Raw genomic sequence first — 13,660 nt, forward strand, 5'->3', positions numbered from 1 at the left:
AGTTGTTTTCCGGCGGTTCGTCGACGCGCGGGCTGGTGTTTACCCACGCCATGCAACGTGCACTGGCCAACCGAGGGAGTCGCATGTTGGGGCGCGTCCGCCGTACCGTTATCTGCACCGCTGTCGGGATTGCCGCAGTGGTGCTTCCATTTTTGGGCGCCGGAACCGCGTCGGCGCACGGCTTCTCGTCGACTGTGTACGCGAAAATAACGGCCGGAGACGAGGGTCACATCCGCACGGCGCTGGATCTCGAATACGACCTTCTCGTCGTGTCCGCCGCGGATTCGGGCGACGATGACCCACTCTTCACGGCGGGCACCGCCGCATTTGACGCGGGCGACAGCGGCGCCCAGGCCGCGGCATTGAAGAGCCACTCGTCGACGGTCCTCAGGTATGTCTCCGACCGGGTCTCGGTGACCGCTCGGGCCACGGCCTGTCAGCCGACACAGGTGGGCGACGCGACGATCGGCGAGCGCGAGGGCGTGCCGTACGCGAATCTGCTGCTCGACTGGACCTGCCCCGAGCGGGTTGACCAGCACGAGGTGCGCAGCGCGCTGTTCCCGGACGACGAGGGCTACGTCAAGGGCACCAAGACGATCGTCACCTACGAGATCGACAGCCGTTCGGGCAGTGCGGCGCTGGACAGCGCCAACCCCAGCTTCTCGACGGCTCAGGCGTGGTACGAGCGGTTCGGGGAGTTCTTCCTGTTGGGCGCCGAACATCTGCTGTCCGGGATCGACCACATCCTGTTCCTGCTGGCGCTCATCGCCGGATCGCGGCGCCTGCGGGAGATCGTGCTCGCGGCCACCAGCTTCACCCTGGCGCACTCGGTGACGTTCATGCTCGCGGCCCTCGGCCTGGTCGAGGTGCCGGGGGCGGTCGTGGAGCCGGTCATCGCGTTGTCGATCGCCGTCGTCGCCGGCTGGCACCTGTGGGGAATCTGGCGACGCGGCAAGCACGCGACCGACCTGGAGACGGCGGGGCACGGTCACTTCAGCCTGGATCGGGCCGGCTGGATCCGTCTCGGGGTGGTCTTCTGCTTCGGCCTCGTGCACGGCCTGGGCTTCGCGGGCGCGTTGGGCATCGACGAGGCGTGGTCGTGGACCCTGCTGTGGTCGCTGTTGGTGTTCAACATCGGCATCGAGGTCGTTCAGTTGACGATTATCGCGGTGGTCTTCCCGCTCCTGCTCGTCCTGCGCCGCCGTGCGCCGAAAGCCGGCATCTGGGCGACCGGTGTTGTTTCCGCAGCCGTGTCCGTCATGGGGCTGATCTGGTTTGTCCAGCGCGTTTCCGGGTCCTGAGTAAGGCTAAGTAGTTCGCGAAGTGCAGGCTTTCGCAAGATCACGTTCATGGTCGGTTCACCAGGCGGCGAAAGCGTGGATTTGCTTCCCCGCGTCGGGTGAAGTCACCATCCATTTCTCTATTTGAAAAGGGAACAATGTCGATGACATTGAGCACCTCGACACGGGCCCCCGGGCTCGTGCGGCGGCGCGTGGTCGCCGGGGTCGCAGCCGGCTTCCTGGGAATGGGCGCGGCCCTCGGTAGCGGCCTCACGGCCACCGCCAGCGCGGCCGAGTCCACCACGATCACCGGTGTGGTCCTCGGCGTCGGCGCCAACGAGACCCAGCGGATCGTGAGCTGGTACTCCTCCGCCGACACCGCCCAGAAGATCCAGCTCGCCCCGACCGCCGAGATCGTCAACGGCGAGTTTCCGGCAGGCGCCGTCAGCTTCGACGCCGTCGGCGCGGCGAACACCTCCACCACCGGTTTCAACCGGCACGCCACGATCGGCAACCTGCGCGAGAACACGGCGTACTCGTACCGGGTCGGCGCCGAGGGCAGCTGGTCGCCGGCGTACGCCTTCAAGACCCAGGACTTCGAGGGCGACTACGACTTCCTGTTCTTCGGTGACCCGCAGATCGGCTCCTCCGGTGACCGGCTGAAGGACCAGGCCGGCTGGGAGGAGACCCTGAAGGTCGCCACCGGGGCCAACCCGAACGCCGAGCTGCTGGTCTCCGCCGGTGACCACGTGGAGAGCGCCAACGACGAGGGACAGTGGACCTCGTTCCTGGCTCCCGAGCAGCTGCGTCAGTACCCGCTCGTGGCCACCATCGGTAACCACGACGTCGGCGGCAAGTCCTACGAGCAGCACCACTTCACCCCGAACACCGACCGCTCGGCGCAGTACTACAACGGCGACCAGGCGACCCGGTCCGGCGGCGACTACTGGTTCATCCACAAGGATGTGCTGTTCATCGACCTGAACAGCAACAGCTACGCCAACCCGGCGGACGGCTCCGCCGGCGGCGACGCGGCGCACGTCGCGTACGTCACCGACGTGATCAACAAGCACGGCTCCGAGGCCAAGTGGAAGGTGCTGGTCTACCACCACTCCATCTACTCGCCGGCCAGCCACGCGACCGACAGCGACAACAAGCAGCGGCGGGAAGACTTCACCACGGCCTTCTCCAACCTCGGCGTGGACATGGTGCTCCAGGGCCACGACCACAGCTACACCCGCAGCTACTCGATCAAGAACGGCCAGAAGGAGAACCCGGCCGAGCAGCCCGGCGCTGCCGACGTGTTCCCCGGTCCGGGCGGCGTCATCTACGTGACGGCGAACTCGGCATCCGGCTCGAAGTACTACGACATCAAGAAGCCGGACGACAGCGGCACCGGCATCCGGGGCAACGGCCCGGACCCGCTCGACCCGGGCAAGTACTGGTACAACTCGGTGCAGAACCAGGAGCACGTCCGCAGCTACGTCAAGGTGCAGGTGCGTGGCGACAAGCTGGTGCTGGCCAACGTCCGCAGCGGCACCTGCGCGGCGCCCAACGCGGCCGTCGAGAAGGGCCTCTCCTGCGTCAACACCCCGGACGGTCAGCCGGTCGGCTCGATCGTCGACAAGGTCACGGTGCACCCGTACCACGGTGACGGTCAGGCCATCCAGGTCAACGTGCCGAACGCGGCTCCGGGCGAGTTCGGCTGGACGATCGACGGCTACAACGGCCTGGTCGACCTGGGCACCGCCCAGGAGCGTGACGGCACGTACTTCGAGGCGGCCGGCAAGATCAACCCGATCCTCGTGTCGGACAGCCGCCGTTCGCTCGCCCCGTGGTCGATCTCGGCCAACGTCGGTGACTTCCAGGACGCCGACAAGAAGTTCTCCGGCTCCTACCTGGGCTGGAACCCGTACGTGCTCGACGGCGGCGCGGGCGCCGAGGCCGGTGCTCCGGTCCTGTCGTCCTTCGACGACCAGGGCAAGGGCCTCTCGGTCTCCAGCGCCCTCGCCGCGGCCGCGCAGGGTCACCCGCGGGGCGGCGCCCGCCTCGGTGCCGACCTGGATCTGAAGATCCCGGACAGCATCGCGAAGGGCAGCTACCGCACCACGCTCACGATCACCGCGCTGAGCAGCTGACCGAACTGTTCCACCGGGCGGGGTAGGCACCTTCGGGGGCCTACCCCGCCACCCATGTGCAGGCCTCCCAAGATCACCTCAAGGATCCGACATGTACCCGTCCGTAACGCGCTGGAAGAAGCTTGCTCGTACCACCGCGCTGTCCCTGCTCGCCGCCGTCGCGACCGTCGGCGTCGGTGCCGGCCCCGCCCTGGCGGCGGACGGCAACGTCGCCTGGACGGTCCGCACGGCCTCCAACGGCTACGGCGAGGCTCGGTCCAGTTACAGCTACAACGTCAACCCCGGCGGCGCCGTCGAGGACGCCATGGTCGTGGCGAACCGCGGTAAGGCGCCACTGACCCTGTCCGTGTACGCCGCCGACGGCTTCACGACCGACGCGGGCCAACTCGACCTGCTCACCAGGGACGCCAAGTCCGTCGCGATCGGCGCCTGGGCGAAGCCGAAGGCCGGCAGTGTCGTGATCCAGCCCGGCAAGACCACGCAGGTCCCCTTCACGGTCAGCGTCCCGGACAACGCCACGCCCGGGGACTACGTGGGCGGGATCCTCACCACGCTCACCCAGGCCGACCAGGCCGAAGGCATCAACGTCGACAGGCGCCTCGGCATCCGGATCAAGCTGCGGGTCGGCGGCGAGCTGAAGCCGAACCTCGCGATCGAGGACCCGCATGTCACGTACGGCGGCTCGGCCAACCCGTTCCGCAAGGGCGACGCCACCGTCACCTACAAGATCCACAACATCGGCAACGCGGCACTCTCCGGGCAGCAGGCGGTATCGGTCTCGGGGCCGTTCGGCGTGCTGCGGGTACGGGCGAAGGACATCGCCGCGCCGCCGGAGCTGCTCCCGGGCGAGAGTTGGGACGTGACCGTACCCATCGCCGGGGTCGCCCCCGCCGTCTCGCTGGCCGCGACCGTGACCCTCACGCCGCTGCTCACCGACGCCTCGGGCTCCACCACCTCGCTCAAGCCGGTGACGGTCACCGCGCACGGCTGGGCGCTGCCGTGGATGTTGGTGCTGGCGCTCGTCGTCCTCGTCGCCGCGGTTGTCGGGGCGTACCTGTACCGGCGTCGCAACCGGACGCGGCGCACGGTTCGCGAGGACGCCCGCGTACGTGACGCCGTCGCGCAGGCGCTGCGCGGTCAGGAGCCGCAGACCTCCTGATCGTTCAGCTCCTCCCGATCTCTCTCCCGCGATCTTGCACTTGCTGCCCCGGCATAAGGGGGCGTTCCACGCGTATCGGCGACCGAAACCGCAAGGTCGCGTGGGGGCCTTTCGGGGGAATGGCACTCATCTCCGGCCCACGCCGGTCCCCGAGCCGGCATGCTGCGACGGTGACGCCGGCACAGAGGGGGAATCCACATGGTTGACGGGGATGTGCCAGAGCGGATGCAGGCCGCGGCCCTGGACGAGTTCGGCGGGCCGGAGGTGATCACGCTGCGGAAGCTGCCGATCCCGCAGATCGCCGACGACGAGATCCTGATCAAGGTCCGGAGCGCCGGCGTGGGCGTGTGGGACGTGTACGAGCGGCAGGGCATGCTGGTACCGGAGGGCTCGGCGCTCCCGATCGTGCCCGGCTCCGACGGCGCCGGCACCGTCCTCGCCGCCGGCAGCAAGGTGTCCAACGTCGGGGTCGGTGACCTGGTCTACGTCTCCGCCAGCACCCGCCCGAAGGGCGGCTTCTACGCCGAGTACGCGGCGGTCAAGGCGGAGTACGCGGCGAAGGTGCCCGACGGCGTACCGGCCGAGCACGCCGGGGCCATGCCCACCGACGCGCTGACCGCGCTGGCCGGGCTCGACACCGTCAGCCTGTCGTCCGGCGCCTGGTTGTTGATCTTCGGTGCGAGCGGCGGTCAGGGTCACCTGGCCGTGCAGTTGGCCAAGCGGCAGGGCCTGAACGTGATCGCCGTGGCGTCCGGGGCGGACGGCGTCGCGCTGGTGACCCGACTCGGCGCCGACGTGTCCCTCGACGGCCACGCCGACCTGACCGAGGTGCTCGCCCGGATCCGGGACGCGGCACCGGCCGGGGTGGACGCCATCCTGGCGATGGCCGGCGGCAAGACGCTGGACCGGCTCACCGAGGCACTTGTCGACGGTGGTGTGGTCGCCTTCGCCCACGGGGTGCAGCCGGAGCCGCAGGAACGGTCGGGCGTGGTGGTCCGGGCGTACGACGGCGAATCGAGCCCCCGACAGTTGCAGCGCCTCAACGAACTCATCGAGGCCGGCCCGTTCGTGGTGCACGTCGCGGAGAAGTTCCCGCTGGGCAAGGTGCGCGACGCGCACCAGCGCCTGGAAACCTCCTACGCCGGCAAGCTGCTCCTGACGGTGGCCTGAGACCTCAGCGCGCCGTGCGCTGTTGCGGCACGCGTACCGATGCCATGCCGGCCGCGGTCGCGGCCTGGATGCCCAGGTCGGTGTCCTCGAAGACCAGGCACGACCCCGGGGGTACGCCGAGGTGTTCCGCCGCGAGCAGGAACGCCTCCGGGTCCGGCTTGGCCCGGGTGTAGTCCTCGGCGCAGACCAGCACGTCGAACCGGTCCAGCAGGCCGAGCGCGTCGAGCGAGGCGGTGACCGAGGCACGGGTGCTGCCGGAGACCACGGCGAACGGGACCCGCCGGTGGGCGTCGTGGATGTGCTCCACCACCTCCGGCACGGCGGCGAGCTGCGGCAACAGCTCCTCGTAGTAGCTCTCCCGGCGCTCGACAACTGTCGCCACCGGCATGGCCAGCCCCTGCTGCTCGTTCAGGGCGACGATGATGTCGGCGGTCGGCCGCCCACCCCAGGCGTAGAAGAGGTCCTCCGGGAACTCGCAACCCCAGTCGTGCAGGGCCCGCTGCCACGCCAGGTAGTGCAGCGGCATCGAGTCGACGATCGTGCCGTCGCAGTCGAACAGGTACGCGGCGAACTCACCGGCGGGCAGCGGCAGACTCATCCGGGGAAGGGTACACAGCTCACTCGGTCGTGACGGCTTCCAGTTGGCTGAGCAGGTACGCGCGCTCCGGTTCGGTGCCGACAAGCGTCAATGCGCTGCGGTACGCGGCCGCCGCCTCGTCGTACCGACCGAGCCGGCGCAGCAGGGCGGCCCGCGCCGCCGGATAGGGGTGGTGGCCGCGCAGGCGCGGATCGTCGGCCAACTCGTCGAGCAGCGCGAGCCCCGCCTCCGGCCCGTCCTTCATGGCGACCGCGGCGGCCCGGTTCAGCGCGACGACAGGCGAGGGCATCAGGCCGAGCAGCACGTCGTAGAGCGCCACCACCTGCGGCCAGTCGGTACTGGCCACGTCGGCGGCCTCGTCGTGCAGCGCGGCGATGGCGGCCTGCACCCCGTACGGGCCGGGCGCCCGGCCGGTCAGCGCGACCACCACCAGGCCGCACCCCTCCTCGATCATCGGGCGGTCCCACCGTTCCCGATCCTGGTCGTCGAGGAGGACCAGGGCGCCGTCCGGCCCGGTTCGCGCGTCCCGTCGGGCGTGGACCAGCAGCATCAGGCCGAGCAGCCCGGCGACCTCCCGCTCGGCCGGCAGCAGCCGACGCAGGATCCGGCCCAGCCGGATGGCCTCCTCGGCCAGGTCGATCCGTTGCAGATCCGGGCCGGAGCTGGCCGCGTACCCCTCGGTGAAGACCGAGTAGACGGCCTGGAGCACCGTGGGCAGACGACCCGGCAGCTCGTCGGGGCCGGGCACCCGGAACGGGATGCGGGCGTCGCGGATCTTCCGTTTGGCCCGGACGAGTCGCTGGGCCATGGTGGCGGGCGGCACCAGGAAGGCCCGCGCGACCTCGGCGGTGGTGAGGCCGGCCAGGAACCGCAGCGTGAGTGCGCCGCGATCCTGCGCGGCCAGGGCCGGGTGCGCGCAGGTGAAGAAGAGCGCCAGCCGGTCGTCGGGCAGGTCCCGGTCCGCGTCGGCGGGCGGCGCGTGGTCGGCCCGCTCGGCCTCCGCCTGGAGTACGGCGAGCCGCGTCGCCAGCACCCGGTCGCGACGCAGCCGGTCCACCGCTCGACGCCGGGCCGTGGTGAGCAGCCAGGCGCCCGGCCGGCTCGGGACGCCGTCGATCGGCCAGTGCGTCAGCGCCGCCTCGATGGCCTCCGAGGTGACCTCCTCGGCCAGGTCGAGGTCGCCGAAGCGGCGCACCAGCGAGGCGAGCAGTCGGCCGCGTTCCTCCCGGAACACCGCCTCCACCGACGACCCGACTGCTGCCGGCTCACCCGGCACGGTCAGACCTGCACGTCGATCTCGGCGATCGGGCGGACCTGGACCGATCCGGTGCCGACGGCTCCGGGGCTGCGGGCCGCCCAGTCCAGCGCGGCGTCGAGGTCCGGCACGTCGATGATGTCGTACCCGCCGAGCAGCTCACGGGTCTCGGCGAACGGCCCGTCGGTGATCGTGCGGTCGCCGTCCGGGCCGACCTGCACGGTGGTGCAGGTGGTCAGGTCCTGCAGGGGGTGCCCGGAGACCCAGACCCCGGCGTCCTTCATCTCCCGGTCGTAGCGGATCCAGTCCTCGAAGCTGCACCCGTTGCCGACGACCTCTCCGTCGACCATGGGGCTCATGAACAGCAGCATGTACTTCACGTTCGGCTCCTCTCGGTGCGGCGCTTCGCCGTACAGCATGACGACGGTCGAGGCCCGCGGATATCGACACGGCGGGTCAGGTTTTTCGGGGCGGAACTTCACGTCGCGGCTCCCGTCGGTCCATTCGTCGCTCGAACCAGGTGACCCCGATCAGGAAGGCGGTCAGCAGGGTGAGCGCCGCAAGTGGCGGCAGGGATCGACTGATCGGCAGCAGAGTCAGTGGCAGCAGCGCGGCGACGACCTGCCCCGGGTACACCGCGCCAACGGTCAGTCGACGGAAGACCAACCTGCTGAGCAGGTAGAGGGCGGTGCCGCCGTAGAGCGCGGTCGCGGCCTCCCAACCCAGCCGGCCGGGATGCGCGGACCCCTCGGTGAGCTGGGCGATCACCTCCTCGATGCCGAGCGCGACGTAGATGGCGCCGATGATCAGCGGGGAGTGCCCGATGCCGTACGCGTCGCCGGCCACGCTGGCCCGTCGCCCACCGGGCACGTTGCTGACCGCCTCCCGGGCGGCGGCGGCCAGCCGGTCGAAGTAGAGCCACCACAGGCACACCGTGCTGGTGAGGCCGAGCAGCGCGGCCAGCACGGCCGCACCGACCGGTGCCATCGTCCGTGGCCCTTCGCCGGCGGAGATCAACGACTCGCCCAGCGCGATGATGAGCACCAGACCGAACCGCTCGGTGAAGTGGTCCACGCTGCCCAGTTGCCAGGGCCGGAAGGCGGACGCGATCCGCGCGCCGCCGATGTCCACCAGCAACGCGGCCGTCCAGAGCGCCGTCTGGGCCGCGCCGCCGAGCAGCGCGCCGACGATCAGCGGGAGCCACGCCAGGACCACCGGCACGCTGAAGAAGCGCAGCGTCGAGCGCAGTGCGGGGTTCGTCGCGCTCACCCAGAACAGAATCACGAGCTGCACCGCCCGGCCAATCACGTAGGCCAGGGCCAGGGTGAGCGGCGCGTCGAGCAACCCGGGGCTCTGTTTCCAGGCGTCGGGCAGCACCAGCGCGGCCACGAAGATGGCCGCCATCGCGACCAGGGTGGCCGCGCGGACCAGGCCGACATCCGGGCGGACCAGGTTCCCCACCCAGGTGTACGGACCCCAGGAGTAGAGCAGCAGGAGTAGGAGGAGTAGCCCCTGGGCCAGGGTGAGCGCGCTCGGCGACACCGCCATGAACGTGATGACCCGGGTGAGCGCGAAGACGAAGACCAGGTCGAAGAAGATCTCGAACATCGTGGTCCGGTGCGTCACCCCCGCCGGCACCGGACGAATGTCGAATATCCCCCTCATACTCGCATTCTGCGCCATCTGGGTCGCTGGCCCATCCGGTCTACCCGCCCGGCGTCGCTCCGAAGAGCAGGAAGAACCGCTCGGCGGCTCCGATGTCGCCGTGCACCTCGATGTCGCCCGCCGAGACCGCCGATCGCAGCGGCGTGCCGCCGAACATCAGGTCCCGCAGCGCGTGCACGGTGCCGGTGACCGTGACGTCGACCTGGCCCGACCGGCCACGAGCCACGCTGATCCCACTCGGTGCCACCTCCACCTCGAAGGCGTCGGTGCCCACCTGCAACCGGAGTCGAGTGGTCACGGGCGCGTCGGCCGGTGGCCGATAGAGGGCCTTGAGCAGCAGCATGAACGCGTCCGTGCTCATCTCGGCGTCCGGCTCCGCGGGCAGGCCGGCCCCCCACCGCGACAACTCGATCAACGTCGGCTCCAGTTGCTGACCGCGTTCCGTCAGCTCGTACGCGTGCACGCTGGCCGGCGGCCCGAGCTGCACCCGCCGGACGATGCCGGACTGCTCCAGCTCCCGCAGGCGCTGGCTGAGCACGTTCTGGCTGGCCCGCGGCAGGCCAGCCCGCAGATCGCCGAAACGCTTCGGGCCGAAGACCAGCTCTCGGACGATCAGCAGAGCCCAGCGCTCGCCGACGATGTCCATCGTGCGCGCCGCCCCGCAGGCGTCCTGGTAAGTCCGCTGAGTCACATCGCCATCGTAGTCGGCGTCCACCGAACAGTGCTAGTGTCGGACTATCTAGTCCTAACTTAGGAGTACGTGATGGATGCACTGCTCGCCAAGGTGATCGAGCGACACGGCGGCCTCGACCGCTGGAACACCGCGTCGGCCCTCACCACCCGGCTCACCTACGGCGGCCCGTTCTGGGCATTCAAGGGCAGACCCGACTTCGACGGCACCGAACTGGTCGAGGCCGACCTGCACCGGGAGCTGATTCGCCACGTCCAGGAGGGCACCGGCCGGGTCACCGAGTACGACCGCGACACCGACCGGGTCACCGTCACCGCAGCCGACGGCAGCCTCATCGACGAACTGACGAACCCCCGGGCCAGCTTCGCCGGCTACACCCGGGAGAGCCAGTGGACGCTCGCCCAGGCCGCCTACTTCCGTGGCTACGCCACCTGGCACTACCTCGTCGAGCCGTTCCTGTTCACCTGGCCCGGCGTCGAGGCGCACGAGGTCGAGCCGTGGGCCGAGGGCGGCGAGTCGTGGCGCGGGCTGCGCGTCACGTACCCCGAGAGCCTGGACACCCACAACGACACCCAGCTGTACTACTTCGACGACAGCGGCCTGCTGCGGCGCATGGACTACCAGCCGGTGGTCAACGGCTCCTCCCCGACCGCGCACTACGTGAGCGGGGCGATCGAGGTCGACGGGCTGGTCGTGCCGACGCGACGCCGGATCCACATCCGCCAGGAGGACCGCACCCCGGACCTCTCCTGGACGCCGATCACCCTGGACCTGGCTGACGTCCGGATCCGCTGACACCCCGACGGTGTGGCAGTGGACCCGGCGCCTTGTCGCCGACCGGACGCCCCGGCCTCAGGTCGAGGCGTCCGTCCGGCGCCGGCTCCGCTCAGCCCGCCGCCGCACCTGCTGGTACGCGCCGGTCAAACCCATCGCCCGGCGTACCTCGACCATGGTCTGGCGGACCTCCTCGCGGGTCCGCTCCGTGCCCTCGACGATCAGCCGGTCCACCAACCCCCGGTCCGCCTCGATCTCGGCCCGACGCTCCCGGATCGGCGCCAGGAACCCCTCCAGCGCGGCGATCAGCCGCTGCTTGACCTCCACGTCGCCGACCCGCCCGGCCCGGTAACGCCGGGCCAGGTCGGCCACCTCGTCGCGGTCCGGATTGAAAACCTCGTGGTACGCGAACACCGGGTTGCCCTCCACCGTGCCCGGCACGTCGGCGCGCACCCGGTTCGGATCGGTGTACATGCCGAGCACCTTGCGCCGCACCGTCGCCGCGTCGTCGGAGAGAGCGATGGTGTTCCCTCGACTCTTGCTCATCTTGGCCGCCCCATCGGTGCCCACCAGGCTCGGCGTGTCCGCCGCGATCAGCTCGGGCACCGGGAAGACCGGGCCGTACAGATGGTTGAACCGCCGGGCGATCTCCCGGGTGACCTCGACGTGCGCGGCGTTGTCCCGACCGACCGGGACCACCTCGCCCTTCACGCAGAGGATGTCGGCGGCCTGAAGCACCGGATAACCCAGCAGCCCGTACGGCATCTCCTCCTTGCCGGCGTCGCGGGCCATGTCCTTGAGGGACGGCACCCGTTCCAGCCGGGGAACCGTCACCAGGTTCTGGAGCAGGGTGTTGAGGTCGCCGACCTCGGGGATCGCCGACTGGAGGTAGAAAGTGGCCCGTTCCGGGTCGACGCCGGCGGCGAGGATGTCCGTGACCATCTCCCGGGCGTTGCCGGAGACCTGGTCGATGTCCTCGCGGCGGTTGCGAGTGGTGAGCATGTGCAGGTCGGCGATGATGAAGAAGCTCTCGTAGCGCTGGTGCAGCCGTACCCGGTTGGCGATGCTGCCGACGTAGTGGCCAAGGTGCAGGCGGCCGGTCGGCCGATCGCCGGTGAGCATTCGTGCGACGGACATGGTGGTGCCTCTCGTTCCGTTGGTGGGTGACGCGTGGGCGCGCGCCGAGCGGGGCGGGTCAGCCCCCTCGGTCAGCGGGATCGGCTCAGCGAGCCGTCCGCCATCGCGCGCCGGCGCGGAACCGCAGACCACCGGCACGGAGGACACTCAGGAGTTGCTCACGGCCATCGCCGGAGCTGGTCGGAACACCGGGCGCCGCGCCGAAGCGGAGGCCGTCGACCGTGTCGACCTCCGCTGCGCAACTGCCCGTCCGAACCACGGCCTCACATTACCCGCGGAGCGGCACCGGGCACTGGAAGCTGGCTACCGGCGTAGTAGGCGCCCACGCGTTCCCGGTACTCCGGGTCGGCCGGATCCGCATCGAACGGCGGTGCGTCCTTGATCTGCTGCTTGGTCCGGTCGACATGCACGACGCGTTCCTGGTGATCCACCCGCTCCACCGTGCCGGCGGGCAGCAGCACCTTCTGACCGAAGATCCAGGGGCCGGTGTCCACCACCAGGTACCCGGCATCCGCCTCGTGGCTCGCCTCGTCGATGGTGCCGATGCGTCCGTCACCCGCCTCCACGTGGTAGCCCACCAGGTCCACAGGCGTGCCGGGGCCGGGAGCGTCCGGACCGTCGTGGCCACCGTCCTGACCTTCCGGCGGGGTGACCGACGGGGTGGTCTCGTTGTATCCGCCAGCCAGGGCGGACGGGTCACGCCAGGCCCAGGGGTTGAAGATCGTGGGTTGCATGGGGCACCTCCGGGGGGATGGTCCTCAGCCGTCCTGTTTTGCAGTGCCCACCGCGCGGGCATCGAAACGGACCGACGAGCCTGGACCCGTCACGTCGTCGATCGCGGCCCGGTGCTGGGGCGGCCCGGTGCCGGGCGGGTGTCCGCGAACGGCCAGGTGAACAGGTGCGCTGGCATACTCGGCAGCCATGGTGCTGTCGCGAGGGTGGGCTGTCTTCCTGGTCGGGGTCGGGGTCTGGACCTGGGTCATCTGGCCGAGGTTCGCGGTCGCCATCTGGCAGGACCCGCGGTCCTGGACATCCGGCACCGTTGGCGACGGCTCCGCCACCAGCTTCCTGTGGGTCCACGTACTGCTGATCGCGGCGTCCCTGGCCATCGGTACGACAGTTGGTGTCCTCGGCATCCGGGCCTGGCTCGCCGCCCGCCGCCGGCAAGCGTCCTGACCTGCCCCGCCTCTCGGTGCCAGCGGCTGTCGCAGAACCGATCGGGCCTCCGTCCGAGCTCGGCAATCGGTCGACGACGCGAGTGTGACGCGCGCCGCTACCCGCGGATTTGACGATCAAACCCGCAGACGCGTAACTTTCTCTCTGCCAGCGCGGAACGGGGCAAACGGGACGGAAGTCCTGCGGCCCCGAAACGAGCTGGCAACCGGGTCACGGAGGGGTTCACTCCTGCGAGACACGGTCCGGGCGGTGCTCGCCGGATCGGCCGCGAGGCGGATTTGGTGCAGCGAAGCCGACCGGGTAAGGTTCACGACCGGCAGGGAACCGGGCGAGACTGCGGGAAACCGCAGCGGCCGGCCTGCCAAATCCGACGACCTGACGCAGCGGCCTGCTGCTGCGTGAGTGCGCCGGTGCTAAGCCGTACGAAGCATGACAGACCGGGACACACGGTTTGACACGGCGAAGACGGTGAGGTAACGTAGTAAAAGTGCCCGGCGCGAGAGCGGCGGGGACACGGTACGGAAAGCCCCGGTTGGGGTTCCACTGAGGTGGGGCTTCTGGTCGGTGTGTGGTTGTTCTTTGAGAACTCAACAGGGTGCTTGTAAAGCCAGTGCCAA

The 13,660-nt window shown here is 70.0% G+C and carries 13 protein-coding genes; 6 read left to right on the forward strand and 7 right to left on the reverse strand.

Going from position 1 to position 13,660, the window contains the following annotated elements:
* The first annotated feature begins 2 nt into the window (after window positions 1-2).
* The 4 genes from AB0C01_RS32665 to AB0C01_RS32680 all read left to right on the forward strand — a co-directional run bounded on the left by AB0C01_RS32665 (window position 3) and on the right by AB0C01_RS32680 (window position 5,747).
* The gene (locus tag AB0C01_RS32665; protein WP_357572962.1) at window positions 3-1,301 is read left to right on the forward strand and encodes a HupE/UreJ family protein; all 1,299 of its coding nucleotides are present in this window, start codon (window positions 3-5) and stop codon (window positions 1,299-1,301) included.
* A 143-nt stretch (window positions 1,302-1,444) separates the two neighbouring features.
* Window positions 1,445-3,418 (forward strand): FN3 domain-containing metallophosphoesterase family protein, encoded by a 1,974-nt coding sequence (locus AB0C01_RS32670; protein WP_357572963.1) that lies wholly within the window; start codon window positions 1,445-1,447, stop codon window positions 3,416-3,418.
* A gap of 91 nt (window positions 3,419-3,509) precedes the next feature.
* On the forward strand, window positions 3,510-4,577 hold the full coding sequence (locus AB0C01_RS32675; protein WP_357572964.1) for a DUF916 domain-containing protein: 1,068 nt from the start codon (window positions 3,510-3,512) through the stop codon (window positions 4,575-4,577).
* 198 nt (window positions 4,578-4,775) lie between these two features.
* Window positions 4,776-5,747, forward strand: coding sequence for an NADP-dependent oxidoreductase (locus AB0C01_RS32680; protein WP_357242477.1), 972 nt, complete (start codon window positions 4,776-4,778; stop codon window positions 5,745-5,747).
* Window positions 5,748-5,751: 4 nt separating this feature from the next.
* Here the strand turns inward: AB0C01_RS32680 and AB0C01_RS32685 are convergent, their stop codons facing one another.
* From AB0C01_RS32685 to AB0C01_RS32705, 5 genes are all read right to left on the reverse strand, one after another.
* Window positions 5,752-6,345 (reverse strand): HAD family phosphatase, encoded by a 594-nt coding sequence (locus tag AB0C01_RS32685; RefSeq protein WP_357242474.1) that lies wholly within the window; start codon window positions 6,343-6,345, stop codon window positions 5,752-5,754.
* Window positions 6,346-6,364: 19 nt separating this feature from the next.
* The gene (locus AB0C01_RS32690; protein WP_357242472.1) at window positions 6,365-7,621 is read right to left on the reverse strand and encodes a sigma-70 family RNA polymerase sigma factor; all 1,257 of its coding nucleotides are present in this window, start codon (window positions 7,619-7,621) and stop codon (window positions 6,365-6,367) included.
* A 2-nt stretch (window positions 7,622-7,623) separates the two neighbouring features.
* Window positions 7,624-7,971, reverse strand: a complete 348-nt coding sequence (locus AB0C01_RS32695) for a YciI family protein (RefSeq protein ID WP_357244021.1) — start codon at window positions 7,969-7,971, stop codon at window positions 7,624-7,626.
* Between the two features lie 85 nt (window positions 7,972-8,056).
* A complete protein-coding gene (locus tag AB0C01_RS32700) occupies window positions 8,057-9,265 on the reverse strand; it encodes a low temperature requirement protein A (protein WP_357572965.1) in 1,209 nt (402 codons plus the stop codon).
* Window positions 9,266-9,305: 40 nt separating this feature from the next.
* Window positions 9,306-9,956 carry a winged helix-turn-helix transcriptional regulator gene (locus AB0C01_RS32705; protein ID WP_357242466.1) on the reverse strand — a complete coding sequence of 217 codons (651 nt, stop codon included), beginning with the start codon at window positions 9,954-9,956 and terminating at the stop codon, window positions 9,306-9,308.
* A gap of 72 nt (window positions 9,957-10,028) precedes the next feature.
* Between AB0C01_RS32705 and AB0C01_RS32710 the strand changes: the two genes are divergently transcribed.
* The gene (locus AB0C01_RS32710; RefSeq protein ID WP_357572966.1) at window positions 10,029-10,751 is read left to right on the forward strand and encodes a hypothetical protein; all 723 of its coding nucleotides are present in this window, start codon (window positions 10,029-10,031) and stop codon (window positions 10,749-10,751) included.
* A 57-nt stretch (window positions 10,752-10,808) separates the two neighbouring features.
* On the opposite strand, the gene trpS is transcribed toward AB0C01_RS32710, so the two are convergent.
* Both trpS and AB0C01_RS32720 read right to left on the reverse strand, forming a co-directional pair.
* Complete coding sequence (gene trpS / locus AB0C01_RS32715) at window positions 10,809-11,867, reverse strand: tryptophan--tRNA ligase (RefSeq protein WP_357242461.1); 1,059 nt, start codon at window positions 11,865-11,867, stop codon at window positions 10,809-10,811.
* Window positions 11,868-12,130: 263 nt separating this feature from the next.
* Window positions 12,131-12,601: a PRC-barrel domain-containing protein gene (locus tag AB0C01_RS32720; protein WP_357572967.1), complete on the reverse strand. Its 471-nt coding sequence runs from the start codon at window positions 12,599-12,601 to the stop codon at window positions 12,131-12,133.
* A gap of 187 nt (window positions 12,602-12,788) precedes the next feature.
* On the opposite strand from AB0C01_RS32720, the gene AB0C01_RS32725 reads away from it, so the two are divergent.
* The gene (locus AB0C01_RS32725) at window positions 12,789-13,043 is read left to right on the forward strand and encodes a hypothetical protein (RefSeq protein WP_357242455.1); all 255 of its coding nucleotides are present in this window, start codon (window positions 12,789-12,791) and stop codon (window positions 13,041-13,043) included.
* Window positions 13,044-13,660: the final 617 nt, after the last annotated feature.

The sequence above is a fragment of the Micromonospora sp. NPDC048905 genome (assembly GCF_040649655.1).
GTDB lineage: Bacteria > Actinomycetota > Actinomycetes > Mycobacteriales > Micromonosporaceae > Micromonospora.